The organism is Microbulbifer maximicatervae (SeqCode) (genome assembly GCF_052467065.1).
Genome location: NZ_CP174299.1, coordinates 3,138,366 through 3,153,668 on the forward strand (window position 1 = coordinate 3,138,366; position 15,303 = coordinate 3,153,668).

13 protein-coding genes are annotated in these 15,303 nt (G+C 46.5%); 8 read left to right on the plus strand and 5 right to left on the minus strand.

What is annotated here, in order from left to right:
- Window positions 1-68: 68 nt before the first annotated feature.
- The gene (locus tag ACJJI1_RS13910) at window positions 69-416 is read left to right on the plus strand and encodes a YqfO family protein (RefSeq protein ID WP_444957020.1); all 348 of its coding nucleotides are present in this window, start codon (window positions 69-71) and stop codon (window positions 414-416) included.
- On the opposite strand, the gene ACJJI1_RS13915 is transcribed toward ACJJI1_RS13910, so the two are convergent.
- Window positions 413-952 (minus strand): DUF4124 domain-containing protein, encoded by a 540-nt coding sequence (locus ACJJI1_RS13915; protein ID WP_444957021.1) that lies wholly within the window; start codon window positions 950-952, stop codon window positions 413-415. The two genes, ACJJI1_RS13910 and ACJJI1_RS13915, sit on opposite strands and share 4 nt — an antisense overlap.
- 48 nt (window positions 953-1,000) lie before the next feature.
- Window positions 1,001-1,540, minus strand: a complete 540-nt coding sequence (locus tag ACJJI1_RS13920) for an NUDIX hydrolase (protein ID WP_413664813.1) — start codon at window positions 1,538-1,540, stop codon at window positions 1,001-1,003.
- A gap of 69 nt (window positions 1,541-1,609) precedes the next feature.
- Here ACJJI1_RS13920 and ACJJI1_RS13925 point away from each other — a divergent pair, with 69 nt between their 5' ends.
- The 3 genes from ACJJI1_RS13925 (at window position 1,610) to ACJJI1_RS13935 (ending at window position 6,864) form a co-directional block, all read left to right on the plus strand.
- A complete protein-coding gene (locus ACJJI1_RS13925) occupies window positions 1,610-2,932 on the plus strand; it encodes an efflux RND transporter periplasmic adaptor subunit (RefSeq protein WP_444957022.1) in 1,323 nt (440 codons plus the stop codon).
- Window positions 2,933-2,944: 12 nt separating this feature from the next.
- Window positions 2,945-6,118: an efflux RND transporter permease subunit gene (locus tag ACJJI1_RS13930; RefSeq protein WP_444957023.1), complete on the plus strand. Its 3,174-nt coding sequence runs from the start codon at window positions 2,945-2,947 to the stop codon at window positions 6,116-6,118.
- Between the two features lie 134 nt (window positions 6,119-6,252).
- Window positions 6,253-6,864, plus strand: coding sequence for an NUDIX hydrolase (locus ACJJI1_RS13935; RefSeq protein WP_444915835.1), 612 nt, complete (start codon window positions 6,253-6,255; stop codon window positions 6,862-6,864).
- A 26-nt stretch (window positions 6,865-6,890) separates the two neighbouring features.
- Here the strand turns inward: ACJJI1_RS13935 and ACJJI1_RS13940 are convergent, their stop codons facing one another.
- The gene (locus ACJJI1_RS13940) at window positions 6,891-7,406 is read right to left on the minus strand and encodes a nuclear transport factor 2 family protein (RefSeq protein ID WP_444957024.1); all 516 of its coding nucleotides are present in this window, start codon (window positions 7,404-7,406) and stop codon (window positions 6,891-6,893) included.
- A gap of 396 nt (window positions 7,407-7,802) precedes the next feature.
- Between ACJJI1_RS13940 and ACJJI1_RS13945 the strand changes: the two genes are divergently transcribed.
- Window positions 7,803-8,096 carry a hypothetical protein gene (locus ACJJI1_RS13945; RefSeq protein WP_413664818.1) on the plus strand — a complete coding sequence of 98 codons (294 nt, stop codon included), beginning with the start codon at window positions 7,803-7,805 and terminating at the stop codon, window positions 8,094-8,096.
- Between the two features lie 402 nt (window positions 8,097-8,498).
- Here ACJJI1_RS13945 and ACJJI1_RS13950 read toward each other — a convergent pair whose 3' ends face one another.
- On the minus strand, window positions 8,499-9,383 hold the full coding sequence (locus ACJJI1_RS13950; protein ID WP_444912386.1) for a LysR family transcriptional regulator: 885 nt from the start codon (window positions 9,381-9,383) through the stop codon (window positions 8,499-8,501).
- Window positions 9,384-9,494: 111 nt separating this feature from the next.
- Between ACJJI1_RS13950 and ACJJI1_RS13955 the strand changes: the two genes are divergently transcribed.
- Window positions 9,495-9,872, plus strand: a complete 378-nt coding sequence (locus ACJJI1_RS13955) for a Cif family virulence factor (RefSeq protein WP_444927046.1) — start codon at window positions 9,495-9,497, stop codon at window positions 9,870-9,872.
- Window positions 9,873-9,883: 11 nt separating this feature from the next.
- Entirely contained in the window at window positions 9,884-10,795 is a 912-nt protein-coding gene (locus tag ACJJI1_RS13960; protein ID WP_444957025.1) for an alpha/beta hydrolase, read from the plus strand.
- A 394-nt stretch (window positions 10,796-11,189) separates the two neighbouring features.
- On the opposite strand, the gene ACJJI1_RS13965 is transcribed toward ACJJI1_RS13960, so the two are convergent.
- The gene (locus ACJJI1_RS13965; RefSeq protein ID WP_444957026.1) at window positions 11,190-11,795 is read right to left on the minus strand and encodes a response regulator; all 606 of its coding nucleotides are present in this window, start codon (window positions 11,793-11,795) and stop codon (window positions 11,190-11,192) included.
- 1,070 nt (window positions 11,796-12,865) lie between these two features.
- On the opposite strand from ACJJI1_RS13965, the gene ACJJI1_RS13970 reads away from it, so the two are divergent.
- Window positions 12,866-15,187: a sensor histidine kinase gene (locus tag ACJJI1_RS13970; protein ID WP_444957027.1), complete on the plus strand. Its 2,322-nt coding sequence runs from the start codon at window positions 12,866-12,868 to the stop codon at window positions 15,185-15,187.
- The last annotated feature ends 116 nt before the right edge of the window (window positions 15,188-15,303 follow it).

The window sequence follows — 15,303 nt, forward strand, 5'->3', positions numbered from 1 at the left end:
ACTCTGCCGGTAAACAAAGGGGCCCAAGAGGCCTCTTTGTTTTTTGGGGAAGAGAAGGACGATTATTTATGTATAAACTTTGTGTTTATATTCCCGAGTCTCACTTGGAAGCGGTAAAGCAAGCGCTATTTTCCGTGGGTGCAGGACGTATTGGCGACTACGATAGTTGTTGTTGGCAAGTTCTGGGAGAGGGGCAGTTCAGGCCGCTGGATGGGAGTCAGCCATTTATTGGTCAGTCGGGCCAGGTCGAGACTGTGATGGAATACCGCGTGGAGATGGTCTGTGCCGATGAGCTGGTGGATGCTGCTCTCGATGCAATGCGAGCAGCCCACCCCTATGAAGAACCGGCGTTTGACCTCTGGCGATTGGATGATCGCTGCAGTAGTGCCGGCTTAAATAAAGCAGGGGTCTCTTAAAGGCTATCGAGTACCTTTTGTCGTTCGTGGCTTTTTTGCTCGATCGCTTTCGCATCTTCCAGTAATTTTGAAACGCTGGTGTGATGGGTCGGCAGTTTATTTTCAGCGGGGCTACTGTCTTCAACGGTCGAGTCGGATCTCAAGTCAATTGGGTCATTGGCAGTGACTGTATTTAGAGGCTTGACGCGGTGAATACGCACGTGTGAATCCAACCCCTCCGGCACGGTGTCTGAGAAGTGCCAGTTCCCATCTTTATCTTTCCAGGTAAAAACCTCAGATGTTTGCTTGTCAGAATCCCCTTGAGATACAAGCCCGCTGGAAGTTGCCAGCTCTTCAATTTTTGATACTGATTCCTGGGTGGTTTCGCGCACACTTTGCATAGCTCGCTCACCGGTTTCGCGAATCGCTGAAATATCCGGTTTTTGCGGCAGCCAGTCGGAGGGTGACATGATGGGTTTGCCATCTGGGCCCGGTAAAATCATAGGCAGGACAATGCCTACCAGTAACAAGGCACCGAGCATTGGAAAGTATTTCATGCAAACATCCTTTTAATGCAGGGTCATTAACAAACTAAGTAAAGTGGTTTACAGCTTTCGATTGATGACACCGCGGTGTAACTGGTATTGCCCGATACGGGTATCTTCGAAATAGTGCTCCAAAGTGCGGTGCATAATGGGAAATGCAATCTCCCTCCAGGGAATTTCATCTTCGCGAAATAGCTCAACTTCGAGCGATTCAGGCCCGGGTCCGAAATTCATATCGGTCAATTCACCCCGGTACATCATGTAGACCTGATTGATATGGGGAATATCGTAGACGGAGTAGAGCTCGTCCACGCGGATACTGGCCCGGGCTTCCTCCCAGGACTCCCGCAAGGCGCCCTCTTCGCTAGTTTCGCCACTCTCCATAAACCCGGCAGGCAGAGTCCAGAGCCCCAGGCGTGGCTGTATAGCGCGCTTGCACAGCATCACCTTGTCGCCAACGTAAGGGACAACTCCGACAATAACACGGGGGTTGATGTAGTAAATGGCGCCGCAACTGCCACAGATGTGGCGGGGGCGGTCATCGCCCTTGGGAATGGAAAGTGTTACGGCGTTACTGCCGCATTGGCTGCAAAATTTCATGGCGTCAGTATACCCATGCGAGATTTGAGCGCCAGCTTCCGGACCGGTTGACGCCTATAGTTGTTAGTGATGTTGAAGTATAAAGGCGGTATCTACCCTGCGATGGCGCGTTTTTTTCTGCTCGGACTAGCGCTCCTTGCCCTTTGCGCCTGTGGTGGTAAAGGCGAAGAGGAAAAGGCGCCACCTCCCCCGCCAGTAGAAGTACTGGTTGTTAGGGAGGAGCCTGTTATCCCCCGCTTTGAATTCGTCGGACGGGTAGAGGCAACTGATGAATATCAAGTCCGCCCACGAGTACAAGGGTATATCCAGAGCCGCAATTTTACCGAGGGGGAAACCGTCCAGAAAGGGCAGTTACTGTTTGAAATTGACCCGCGCCCTTTTATTGCTGAACTGGCGAATCAGCGCGCCACTCTGGAACAATCCCAAGCCTCCCTGAGAGTTGCTGAACGGAACTTCCAGCGTGGCCGACGCTTGGTGGCCACTGGGGCTATCAGCCAGGTACAGATGGATGAGCTTGAAGGTAATTTTGAGGAAGCGGAATCCCAAGTCGATGCCAATCGCGCCAAAGTTCAAAGCGCTGAACTGGATCTTTCTTATACCAAAGTTTACGCGCCACTCACTGGAAGAATCGGGCGTACAGAATTTCCAGTGGGTTCCCTGGTGGGGCCAAGCACCGATCCCCTGGCCACCATAGTAAAAATGGATCCTATTTATGTGCTCTTTGAAGTGCCAGAAGAGCAACTTTATGCGGTGCAGGTGGATTCCCAGCGGCGGCAGCGAGAGGGTTTAAGTCCCACTCGCCTGGATGTCCGCATTGAGTTACCCGACGGTAATTACTACCCCCATAAGGGCAAAATCGTATTTATCGATAATCAGATCGACCCCAATACCGGATCGGTAGCGGTGCGCTCCCTGTTTCCCAATCCAGGCCAACTATTAGTACAGGGCCAGTTTGCCCGAGTTTCCATAAGCGTCTACACCGGCAATGACGCCCTGAGGCCGCTGGTACCCCAGTCAGCGGTCATGGAGGATATGCAGGGGCGTTATGTCTTTGTTTTGGGCAAAGATAATATTGCGGAGAAGCGCTACCTGACCTTGGGGCAGAGGGAAGGGGAGTTGTGGGCTGTAGATCGCGGGCTTGTCGCCGGTGAATCTGTAATCGTTAATGGTTTGCAGAGGGTTGTCGCAGGAAAGCCGGTGACGCCGCAAAACACCCCTAGAAACCCCTACGATGTTGAAGCGCCACCAGCCCCTCCCGCCGAGCAAAGTAGTAGTTCTGCGGCGAAATCTGGCTCTACAGACAGTCAAGGGGAGAGAGAGCTACGGGTAATTGATGGGGAAGCGGCACCAGCAAGCCCTGAATCTGAGGGGCATGACGATGACTACAAATAGCTGTCGCTGCCCATGATTAGTGCCTTTTGTATCCGGCGGCCACGATTCGCCTTTGTTATTTCCATATTGATCACCCTCGCTGGGATACTCTCCTTGCCACAATTACCGGTGTCGCAATTCCCTGAAATAACGCCACCGACCATCAATGTCGCCGCCACGTTTGCCGGTGCCAGCGCCGAAGTAGTGCGCGATAGTGTGGCTGTGCCGATTGAGTCGCAAGTTAATGGTGTGGAGGGCATGGATTATATGTCTTCCACCAGTGGCAATGATGGCTCCTACAGTCTCACAGTGACATTCAAGCCTGGCTACGACGATGACATCGCCCAGGTTAATGTTCAGAACCGGGTGGAGCAGGCCACTCCCCAGCTACCTGAGGATGTGAAAAGAGATGGGGTGGTAGTTTCCAAGCAGAGCACCACGCTGTTACTAGTAGTCAATTTGTTTTCCCCTGATGAAAAGTTTGATGAATTATTTCTGGCAAATTACGCCGAGATTTATTTAAAAGATGAATTGGCGCGGGTGCTGGGGGTGAGCAGTGTTGTTATTTTTGGCTCGCGCAATTACGCCATGCGCCTTTGGCTCGACCCCAACCGAATGGCCTCGTTAGATGTCACCGCCCAGGATGTTATCTCTGCTGTGCAGGCACAGAACGTAGAGGTAGCTGCCGGTCAGATCGGGGCGCCACCGATCCGCCAAGATCAGCAGTTCCAATACAATATTTTGGTGCAGGGGCGCTTGGTCTCTCCCAGCGAGTTTGAGGACATCACCATCCGCGCCAAGCCCGATGGTGCCATGGTAAAAGTCAAGGATGTGGCGAGGGTGGAGCTGGGAAGTGAATCTTACTCTTCCTATGGGCAATTGGATAACCAGGCTTCAGCAGTGATAGGGGTGTACCAGCTGCCCGAGGCAAATGCGATCGAAGTGGCCGATGGCATTAAGGCCAAGGTTGCTGAGTTGTCGAAGCGCTTCCCGGATGGGCTGGAAGCGGAGATTCTCTACGACACCACCTTGTTTGTAGAAGCGTCAATTAAAGAAGTCGTGGAAACCCTGATTATTGCCCTGATACTGGTAATCCTGGTGGTTTTTTTGTTTCTGCAGGATTGGCGCTCTACGCTGGTACCAGCCATTGCTATTCCCGTATCCCTGATAGGCACCTTTGCCTTGATGCTGGCATTTGGGATGACGATTAACACCATCACATTGTTTGCCTTAATCCTGGCGATAGGCATAGTGGTAGATGATGCGATTATCGTGGTGGAAAACACCCAGCGGTTAATGGCTGATGGCCTCCCGCCAAAGGAAGCCGCGCTGGAATCCATGCGGGAAGTTACCGGCCCCGTTATTGCTACTACCCTTGTTTTGTTTGCAGTTTTTGTCCCGGTAATGTTGATGCCGGGAATTACGGGGAAAATGTATCAGCAGTTTGCTGTCACCATTTCAATGGCGGTGGCCATTTCCTCCCTGAATGCACTTACATTAAGTCCGGCCCTCTGTGCCAGTTTGTTAAAACCGAGCAAAGACGGGGAAGTAGCCGGTATTAAAGAGACCGGTATTTTTGGTTTCTTTAATAAAGCTCTGCATATTTCTACAGGTTTTTATGTGGGAATGGTGAGGGCTTGTATCAAAATACCGCTTATCGGTATTGCCTCAATTATTCTGATTTTATTATTCTGTTATTTGCTCTTTACCCGAATCCCCACCGGTTTTATTCCCGATGAAGATCAGGGCACGTTTATGTTACACGTGCAGTTGCCAGATGGATCTTCCCTGGAGCGAACCGGACCCATTGTCAATCAAGTGACCGATGTTCTAATGGAAGAGCCTGGTATGGCTCATGTGGTTGGTGTGCCCGGTTACAACCTGCTTACCAGCAGTGTTTCTTCCAACACGGCAATGATGTTTGCTGTGCTAAAACCCTGGGATGACCGCACGAATAGGGAAGATAGCCAGTTTGCCATTATGGATCGGGTACAGAAAAAATTATCTGCAATTCCCGATGCGCAAGTGCTGCCGTTTGTCATTCCACCACTTCCGGGTATTGGCACTGTTGGTGGATTTGAATTTGTACTCGAAGATCTACAGGGGCGCAGTATTACTGAATTGTCACAGGTCTTGTTTGACCTGCTGGGCAATGCCAATCAGCGCAGTGAAATCTCCCAGGCCTTTACCAGTTTTCAGGCCGCTACACCGCAGCTTGAATTAAAAGTAGATAAAGAAAAATCGCATGTGCTTGGGGTCCCCCTGCCGGATGTGTATTTAACGTTGCAAACCTTTTTGGGTGGCTATTACATCAATGACTTTAACCTATATGGAAAGGTCTTTCGTGTAATCGCTCAGGCCGATGCTCAATTTCGCGATAAAGAGGAAAATCTGGCTGGCTTTTATGTTCGTGCCAATAGTGGCGGTTTGGTACCGCTGACTTCTATCTCAACTATTACCCCGGTGGTCGCGCCACAAACAATAACCCGTTACAACTTATATAACAGCGTCACTATCAATGGATCACCGGCACCGGGGTATTCCAGTGGCCAGGCGATGGATGCTATGGAAGACTTGGCATCAAAGTTGCCAGAAGGTTATGGATACGAATGGACGGGCATCAGCTTACAGGAGGTGACCGCGGGTAATCTGGCCCCAATCCTGTTCTCTTTGGCCGTTATATTTGTCTACTTGTTTTTGGTCGCCCAATATGAGAGCTGGACTATCCCCTTTGCAGTGATGTTGTGCGTCCCCATTGCGATTGGTGGCGCTATGTTTACGGTATTTATCGCGGGGTCCATCAACAATCTCTATACGCAGATCGGCTTGGTATTACTGATTGGGATGGCAGCAAAGAGTGCGATTCTGATAGTAGAGTTTGCCTGCGTGGAACGCGATAAGGGGCGGTCTATTGCGGATGCGGCTCTATCGGCTACGCGCCTGCGATTCCGCGCGGTATTAATGACGGCCATGTCCTTTATTTTAGGGGTAATTCCACTACTGGTCGCCACCGGTGCTGGCGCAGTGAGCCGGGTTTCCCTGGGGCTGGTGGTCTTTGGCGGTATGTTGGCTGCGAGTCTCTTCGCCACTTTGCTAGTGCCTGTGTATTACGCCTTGGTGCAAACGGTGCGGGAAAAGCTGAAAGGGGGCTATACCCCCAAAATTAATGAGGATAAGACCGCGAATGGTGGGTCTGAATCCACCTGAGCCAATCTGTTGATTGTGTGGTAGGGTGGTAAGTCACAAATGGATATTGTGGCATATCGCTCAGTGTTACCGCTGAAAAACGGTATGATGAATGTTATGGAGCCCCCGCAGCGATCGGGGCAGGGCACAGATTTATGCTAGAGATTATTGAACAGAAAATCGTAGGGCAAATTGAGGACTTGGAAGCAAGGGTTCCGGCAGGACCTGACCTGCAAGGCCATGCCGCAGTACTGATTGCCCTGACAGAAGAGCCGGACCCACAAGTAATTCTAACTAAGCGCTCTGCAAATCTCTCTACACATTCCGGTGAAGTTTCTCTCCCTGGGGGGCGCTGGGATGCCACGGACCCATCGCTTCAATTTACCGCCTTGCGTGAGGCGGAAGAAGAAGTCAGCCTACCTATGGATGACGTACGCGTACTCGGCCCCCTTTGGCCGCGGACTACCCGCTGGCAGGTACATGTGACCCCTTGGGTAGGGATAATTTCACCGGATATCCAATTATTCCCAAACCCAGGAGAATTGGATGCAGTATTTCGAGTCCCCCTGTCTTTCTTTCTTGCAGACCCGCGTATTCGCACTGATCGTATTATTATTGATAACCAGGAAATATACCTTCCGGCGTATATGTATGAAGACTTCGAAATTTGGGGCTTTACTGCAGGGGTATTAACCGAATTTTTAGTAAAAATATTAGGGGCATCAATAGGGCGCCGCGATGATGTGCCGCTGCGTGCACTTAATTAGCTCGGCTTACTAATTAGGATTTGTTTTTATCTTTGGGGAGACTCAGGTATTGGCTCACCTAAGTCATCCCAAGCATCGATTAGTATTTTCATTATTTTTCCGGCATCGGGATCGGCGCTGAGGATTGGGAAATCAGGGGCTTCAGGAAGTTTAACTTCTTCTCCTCGTCGACATTCGATTAACCAGTTGTCATCGACTTTAACGAGTTTGTCCCGGTACTCTCCAACAGCAGAAATGCGATAGCCGGATCGTGTTGCTATGATTTCTACGGTCGTTGCTTTCCCTGAGGCGGATTGCCCATCTTCAGAAATAAAATGTAGGGGGGAGCTTGTAATATGCCGGCTTCCCAACTTGCTGTGAACCGCTGCGTAGCGCTCCAGTTTTTCTCTTCCCCGAATCATAATATTGCCATGCTCAAATCGGCCATTGGGTGTAAATAATGAGGCCCAGCCTCGGGCATCATTGCTGTCGATAGTTAATGTATAACGGGCGAGTAGATCACTAATCGCCAGTCGATCTTTTAGCTGTTGAATCTCATCCATTTCTTCACCTTGACCTTTATCGCCAGTAGCTATTGAAGAGGATAGTTTCTAGTGATGGTTTTTGGGGGCGCACCTAGGATATTAATTGAGTATTAATCAAAACCTGTTATCTAACCCGGAATCCTGTAAGTAACCTTGAGAGAATTATTAATAAAATTGGGAAGTGTTTGTTTGTGTAAAGTGAAGCAATACCAAGCCCTAAAATCCTTTGTCGTTTGGTGACTATTTCACGGTTTTAGCTAATGGTGGGATTTATTTGAGACGTAAGTACTAGATATACTGTAAGGTTCTTATATCCTTAATTTTTCTTATTATATACGTTATTGGATTGCTTGAATGAGATCTCTCTCTTTTTTCTGTGTGTTGCTGGGAATCGGATTAATCCAGGCTTGTGCAATGTCCACTGTACCTCCTAAGTATCAGGGACAATGGGCTGGAACCGAGGAATCCTGTAACGCTTCTTCATCGGCCGACTCGATGACTCTGGCAGGTAGTCGTATTCAATTTACGGAGTCTTCAGGCCAGTTGATGTCTGCTAGCCAAAGTGATGGCAATCTTCATCTGGTTTTCAATATGCAGGGTGAAGGAGAAGCTTGGAAGTCAGAGGAGGTGTACTCTCTGACATCTGGCGGAAAGGTACTGGTGCGTTATACTCAGGATTCTACGTTTAAGTACTTTCGCTGCAATTGATTGGAATTGAAGCCTGCTGAAAATAGTTGAAAAATAATAAGATAAAAATCATAGAGCCCTCCACTCCTCAAGCTTACAGTTCAGAATATGGAATCTGAGGGCGTGGAGGCTGGGCTAGCACTGAGAATAGAACTCAGTCGTTTAAATGACTGGAGCTTGCAGCTCTGGTCATTTAAATGTGGATTTGCTTGGTAAAATATCTACTCGGTCCAAACGTCAATTTTGCCTTGCATTTCTTTGTGAAATGGATAAGCCCCTCCTTGTACCTATTGAATTAGTAGGCTATCTGTAGCTCCTTGTAAAATGACAAGTTCGTCATTGCTAAAGTTTGAGATGGAAGTCTATTCGGATGGCTATAAGGTTAACTTGATGGTTTTAAATAGACTAAGCCGGCTTCTACCATTAATTTTTACTACAGGTTTGTAATTCGGATTTAATAGCCTTAATAAAAGTCTGTACTTTTGTTGGCGGCCTTTTGGAAAACAGATGCATATAATGAATGGGTGCAGCGGCAACAGATGTTATTGGACAAAGTGTGCCGGTATCCACTTTTTTTCGTGCGATAATATCGGGCAACCTGGCAATCCCAATTCCGGCTTCGGTTAACTGTACTATATCGTGTAGGGAGTTACAGCGAACCTTAGGCGTGGCTTTTACCTGAATCCCACTATTCAATTCATACTTTAATGGCATGCCCTGCCAATCATTAGCGATATGCGGCCAATTTTGTAGTTCAGTAAGGTCTGAGGGAATGCCGCATAGCTTTTCAATAAGCTGCGGGCTGGCGTAGAGACTTTCTCCTAACAATCCCAACTTTGAAACTTTTGCCGATTGAAGTGCAAGATTGCCTACGCGAATGGCCAGGTCTACCTGCGATTCAATCAAATCCATGGGTGAGTCATTGGCTAACAGCCTGATTCTCAGTTGCGGGTGCTGCTCGGCCAGCTTAATGATTGCAGGAATAATTACTGGCTCACACAGTGCGTGAGGCGCGGTTACAGATAGGGAGCCCGCCAATTTGTCACCGCTATTCCTAAGGCCCGCTATTGCTGAGTTATAAATATCTTTGATCTCCCGGCAATGGGCGTAAAACTCTGAGCCGGCCTCGGTGAGAGATAGGGAGCGGGTACTGCGGTAAAGCAAGCGGGTGCCGATATCAGACTCCAGTCGGGTAACTGCTTGGCTTACTGCCGATTTGGTGCGCTCCAGGCGGTCGGCTGCCAGTGTGAAGCTGCGCGCCTCTACAACGGCTAGGAATACCTGCATATCCTCCAGGCTTGGCTTCATTGTTTAATTTCCCTAAACACTAATATCAATTAATGGATGTTTATCACAACCATGGCCATGGGGCAATCTATAGGCACAAGGTCGTTACCTATTACAGAAGAGGATTTTGATATGAGCGACATTCTGATTGAGAAAACAAAAGCTGCCAGTGAACAGTGGAAGTCTTACTTCAATAGTGGCAATGCAGCTGGGTGTGCATCCATGTATGAAGAGCTGGCTCAGATGACTGCCAAACCCTTTGGCCTGTTCGAAGGTCGAAAGAATATACAAGCTTTCTGGCAAAATCTGGTAGATCAAGGTTTTGCAGATGTGACCTATATTGGCGCAAAAATTGAAGTAGTGGATGAAGTCTCAACCGTACTCTCAAGTAATTGGAAAATGAACAACGCAGAAGGTGTCATCACTCGTGAGCTCTGGGTCCTACAGGAGGACGGTACTATGCTACTGCGTGATGACCAGTTCGAAGCTATAAATCCTAGCGAAAAGTAAGGGTGCTAGCCGTGAGTGAATTTTGGAATAGCTTTACCCGTGAGAAAACTGACGAGCAATATAACCCTACGTTGTGGACCCGCCGCCTTCCAACCGATCTGCTGCTGCCTTCTCATGCAGAGTTTACTGGCAGTCGTAGCTCGGCATATCGCAACGCGATTAAGAGCGGTTTGCAAACTGTCAATTTTGGGGAAGGTGATTTAGCTGGCTCGATGGATGTTTTCAGGTCAGACGAAGTTGCTGAGGATGCACCGGTCGTAATTTATATTCACGGTGGCTGGTGGCAGTGGTTTTCAAAAGAGCAGTTTTCTTTTCTGGCCGAGCCTTTTAATAAAGAGGGATTTGCGGTCTATATGCCGGGTTACCGTATGGCCCCGGATTGGGAAAATGATACTCCAATGGAGTCTATTGTCTCGCAGGTACAGTGGGCAGTGGCGAGCGTGCTGAATGATGCCGAGGAAAATGGGGCTCCATCTGTGCATTTAGTGGGGCATTCTGCAGGGGGGCAGCTGGTAGCTTTGTTGCACCAAACGGACTGGAACCAATTTGGTGTGTCAGCATCAGCCCAAAGTAAATTTAAGGGCGCGTTTTCTCTTGCAGGGCTTTTTGATATCCGGCCACTGGTAGACAGCTTTGTGAATGACGCCATCCATATGTCGATGGAATCTGCTGAAAAAGTTAGCCCCCAATTGTTAGAGTCTAGTGTCGACGCAACAGCATGTCCTTTACACTTAATAGTGCCTGAATTTGACACTCCAGAATTCTTCCGTCAGACCAAGGAATATCAAGAGAAGATGCTAAAAATGGGTAACCCCTGTTATTTCAAATTAGCGAATAACCGGGATCATCTTGATCTGATTGAAAAGTTGGTCGATGACCGAGATGAAGTTCTAACTTATTTACTGGAGCATATGAAAGGTTAGCGACGATTTGCTATCTTTTGTTCCCGGTAGGGTTTCACTGATGTTTTTCTGTTTTATGACTGTCATAGTCGTATTGCTGAAAGCACTGGTGTGATGCCCTACTGGAGCCTAATTGGATGAGGTCTCTCCCCCTACTTGCTCGAGTATCACCGTGCGCCTGTCTTGGTAGATCCCTACAGGATTGGTACCAAGATTGATGGTTTTCCCTCCAGATTCCCCTAACGAGTATTGTCGAAAATCCGGATAGTGCAGGGGGGCTCGGCCCAGATGGTGGCACTACCTTTGGGCTTGCATTAGGTCTTTACATTTTTCCAGAACTCTGCTTCACGACACAGAACGACCCCGTGCAGAATCCTTTAGTGAAGAAGGAATATTCTCTTCATTTAGAGTTAGATCAATCTAGAATAAAGCCTAATTGGCGAGCTTTCAGGACTGTCTGTGTTCGATTGTTACAGCTAAACAGTGTTAGTAAATCTGAAACATATTCTCTGACGGTGGAGGGGGAGATGTTGAGCTGAGTCGCTATTTCTTTGTTTGACAGGCCGAGAGAAAGAAGCTCTAGCGTGGTAATCTGTCGAGGAGAAAGTGTTGGAGAGCTGGAATTACTTGGTCCCTCTATAATGACTACTTCACCTTCCATAAAACTATTCAACGCCTTAATTATTGTAGTTTTAGAGCTTGCTTTTGAAATAAAACCATCGGCACCCATTAGTAGCATCTGTTGAATACTAGCTTGTTGATCAATAGTGGAAATGACAACCAGAGGCAGAGCCGGGTATCGGTTTTTTATTTCTTTAAGGCCTTTGAGCCCACTGGTTCCAGGAATATGAATGTCCAACAGGATCAGGCTGATATCGTTGTGACTTGCTAAGGCGGTTATGGCCGTAGGGAAGTCATCCACCTTGATAACCTGGATATTGGGAAAGGCCTCGTGCAATATAAAGCACAATGCATCTCGGTAGAGTTCGTGATCTTCGACTATAAGTACTTTAAAAGTCATTTACTTAGCTCTTTCTACTTTTGCCTGCCTACTGTTTTCATAGGATAGAATGATTTTTAGTTATAGAATAAACTCTTGGGGCATCTCGAGGATACTAGAATTTCCAGATGTTCTGTTTTGGGGGTATAGAGCAGTCAGTATTTTTGGCTTGGAGTAGGTTTTCGTGATTAAAAACACTCTTGGTTTAGTTAATAAGTGCGAATGGTTCTTATGAGCTACTACCCACTGAGTGAGAGTGAACGATATCAAGTTTACAGCTTAAGAAAAGTCGGACAACTTTAGAGAGTAATAGTAGAACTGCTAGAAAAGTAACATTCGATGATTGGGTTAGATTTACAAAGCAATGCTGAATTGGGCGGAATCGTCTAGAAAAAGTACACTGGCTTACGCTTTTTAGACACCAGTAAGTGTATAAGATACGGAAAGTAACAGAAGGTATGCCGCAACGAATAGATACACTAACTTGAAGGAGTTAAGTCCCTAACAGGTAGCAAGCTATTTAAAGAGATATAAAAACTGCGATATGGCCTACTTGCTAATTTACTCAGATTAGGCAAGCAGTGATGACTTATGTGCTAATTTGAGAATTGCATCAAGATCCTATTGCAGAGTCTATGGTAAGTGCAATAGGGAAGATGCTACTGTAACAGGTTCGGGATGTATAAGGGCGTTGCTGACCATGGTTGAGGGCAAGTTGTTATTTGCTGTTTTTGTTAGATTAAAAAGTAAATGTTCAGAATTGTTGGTTAAAGTACCGATTAGCCACATGGTACATTTTAAATTCAGAGTTTATCAAACGATTGCAAAAGGCTTAGAAGCTAATGACTTTCTCCTCCATGTATATTCATCTTGGAGGAGAGGAGCTAATAAAAATACCAATCATCTCATTCGACTGCATTCGTCGGAGAATACGGACTTTATAAGCGTGGAACACGGACAGTTCCGATTAGTCAAGTGGTCCCAAATATTCTACATATCTACTTTTCCATCCTCTTCTCTTAGGATGGTAGCCCACCTCTTGTCAACTTAGTTTCGCATCGAATTATTTAGCAGTTACTTTCGGAGGTAGCGTGACTCGCAAGGTAATGTGTCCACCTACAAATAAACTTAATTTATTCCTGACCATATTCTTGGTAGTATTGGTGATGGGGCTTAGCTCTTCCCAAGTAAAGAGGCAATATTCCGCAGAATACTCAGCTAAATTCTTCTCACCTATCAAGTTAACTAAACCTGATAATCGCTACAGATTGGGTTCCCTCAATCATTCCTCTGATTTCATCGTCGCTTCAGAAGGTCTGTTATTGGAAAATGCTCCGGATCTTGCTCCCCTGGGGCAAGCACTTGGTCAGACCCCCGACTTTGAGCAACACGACCGATTCTGGCTGTACGCTAACATTGTCAATTATTCAGAAAATAGTGACTGGGTATTACACATCAGAAATTTCGATTTCCAGCAATTTAGGGTATTGATCAGGGGAAGAGATGGCCAGGTTGTTCATACTCTAAGAGACACTGACTTTCTTGACTCTACTGACATTAGCACTGTCGGTCGGGCAGTAAATATCGAACTACAAAAGGGTGAATCCTATTTATTGGTTATTGAGTTGAACGCTAAATTTACTGCTGGCTATCCATACTTGGCGTTGATGGGGGAGCATCAATACAAGCTCTGGAACCTGCAGATGGATTATGTATTTAAAATAATGATCGGCATTATTCTTGGATTCATCCTGCTTGGCTTTCTTTGCTGGCTACTAATGGCAGAAATGACCTTCTTTTGGGGGGCTCTCTCTTCTCTCTTGATGCTGATCTATTACATTGAATTTAGCTGTATGCCCGCTATTTTGTGGCAATCAACTTATGAAAAAGCAACACTATTTTGGTTGTTGGTTTCTTTGTCACTGTTATCTCTATTGGCATTTTCTGCAAGCTTCTTGCAAATCAAGCGTAGCTCTGGAATATGGAATTGTGCGTTTGTGGTGGCGGTCCTGACAACAGTGTCTGTTGCAGTAGCTAGTACCATGATTTCATTTAAAGAAAGTACAGTTCTATATATCTTCAATTCAATATTTGTTTGGCTGCTTATTCTAAGCTCTGGTATTTCCAAGGTTCGCAATGATGGTCATTATTACACGATTTATATTTGTGGATGGCCTTTGCTGATAATGTTTATTTTGGAAATAACATTAGTCGTTGATCGGCCTTCCAATTCTATCGAGGAAATCAATGATCATTATGAAATGATTCAAGTTCTCTATGTTCAGATTTTTCATATGCTTATACAGGCGATTGCACTAATACTGCGTATAAAAGCTCTATATATGGAAAAGCTGAAAATGGAAAAGCTCAATCATGAAAAGTCTCGTTTCATTGCGCAGAGCAGTCACGACTTGAGCCAGCCACTCTATTCAATGGGTATTTTTCTGGAGCACCTGAACCCACATGTTCATGGTGTGGATGGAAAAATGATGTTTGAACAGCTGAAAAATACACACCACCAGTTGAGTGAATCTTTTCATTCCATCATTGATTTATGCAAACTAGAATACGGGGGTATAATACCTGAACTTAAGTCAATACAACTGACAAATCTGTTCTCCCAACTTCAGGATGAGATGCGGATTTTAGCGGAAGAGAAATCCATTCGATTGAAGTTTCAGCCATGCTCCCTGCAGGTCCTAAGCGATCCAATACTGCTAGAAAGGATGCTGCGTAATTTGATTACCAATGCGATCAAATATACGGATGAAGGTAAGGTGGTTATTGGCTGCCGGCGGCAAGGCAAAAATGTTGTTATTCATGTTACGGATACCGGATGTGGCATTGACAATGAAGATCTGAAGCGAATTTTTGAGATTTATCAACGGTCAGGAAGAAACTCATCGGATTCTAGTGGTTCTGGTATCGGCCTATCCATTGTCAAACTTATTTCTGAATTGTTGAATCACCCTGTGGAAATTAAATCCATCCCTGGAAGTGGGAGTAATTTTACGATTTGCGTACCTAGACTTGAACATGTTTCGCTGAAGGATGAAAAGGAAACTGAGCCAAAAGAGGACCTACCTGTAGTTGCGTTGGTTTTTCAAGATGATGACCTTAAGGATATGCTTTCTCATTGTTTTCAAAAGTGGCGTTGTCCAGTATTGACATTTACTTCGGTAGAGGATGTTTGTCAATCCAACGCCCCCCTCTCCATATTGCTGTGTGAATATGCCATTCTCAAAAATTCGTCTCTATCTTCAGATGAGGTAAGTGCGCTGGCTCAGGAAATCTTGGCAGCCTGCACCTGTGACTCTGATACTGATTTGCCGGACAATTGGATTACCCTGTCTCCGACTGCCCCACCAGCTCAGTTACGTGCTTTATTGAATGCGGCAATAAGATGTCGTTAAGGATAACTTTTAATTTGTAATGGATTGATAGGCTAAAGGTAATCCGGGGGAGGATGTTATCAAACGAACTGTATATCATGCTGCAAGATGATTTACTTGCAGCATGATAGGGTAGG

Bases quoted from the DNA above. Each gene is read 5' to 3' on its own strand.
- ACJJI1_RS13910 (WP_444957020.1), top strand. From the start codon at position 69: ATGTATAAACTTTGTGTTTATATTCCCGAGTCTCACTTGGAAGCGGTA.
- ACJJI1_RS13940 (WP_444957024.1), bottom strand. From the start codon at position 7,406: ATGGATGAGATTCAACAGCTAAAAGATCGACTGGCGATTAGTGATCTA.
- ACJJI1_RS13950 (WP_444912386.1), bottom strand. From the start codon at position 9,383: ATGAAGCCAAGCCTGGAGGATATGCAGGTATTCCTAGCCGTTGTAGAG.
- ACJJI1_RS13945 (WP_413664818.1), top strand. From the start codon at position 7,803: ATGTCCACTGTACCTCCTAAGTATCAGGGACAATGGGCTGGAACCGAG.
- ACJJI1_RS13925 (WP_444957022.1), top strand. From the start codon at position 1,610: ATGTTGAAGTATAAAGGCGGTATCTACCCTGCGATGGCGCGTTTTTTT.
- ACJJI1_RS13965 (WP_444957026.1), bottom strand. From the start codon at position 11,795: ATGACTTTTAAAGTACTTATAGTCGAAGATCACGAACTCTACCGAGAT.
- ACJJI1_RS13920 (WP_413664813.1), bottom strand. From the start codon at position 1,540: ATGAAATTTTGCAGCCAATGCGGCAGTAACGCCGTAACACTTTCCATT.
- ACJJI1_RS13915 (WP_444957021.1), bottom strand. From the start codon at position 952: ATGAAATACTTTCCAATGCTCGGTGCCTTGTTACTGGTAGGCATTGTC.
- ACJJI1_RS13935 (WP_444915835.1), top strand. From the start codon at position 6,253: ATGCTAGAGATTATTGAACAGAAAATCGTAGGGCAAATTGAGGACTTG.
- ACJJI1_RS13955 (WP_444927046.1), top strand. From the start codon at position 9,495: ATGAGCGACATTCTGATTGAGAAAACAAAAGCTGCCAGTGAACAGTGG.
- ACJJI1_RS13930 (WP_444957023.1), top strand. From the start codon at position 2,945: ATGATTAGTGCCTTTTGTATCCGGCGGCCACGATTCGCCTTTGTTATT.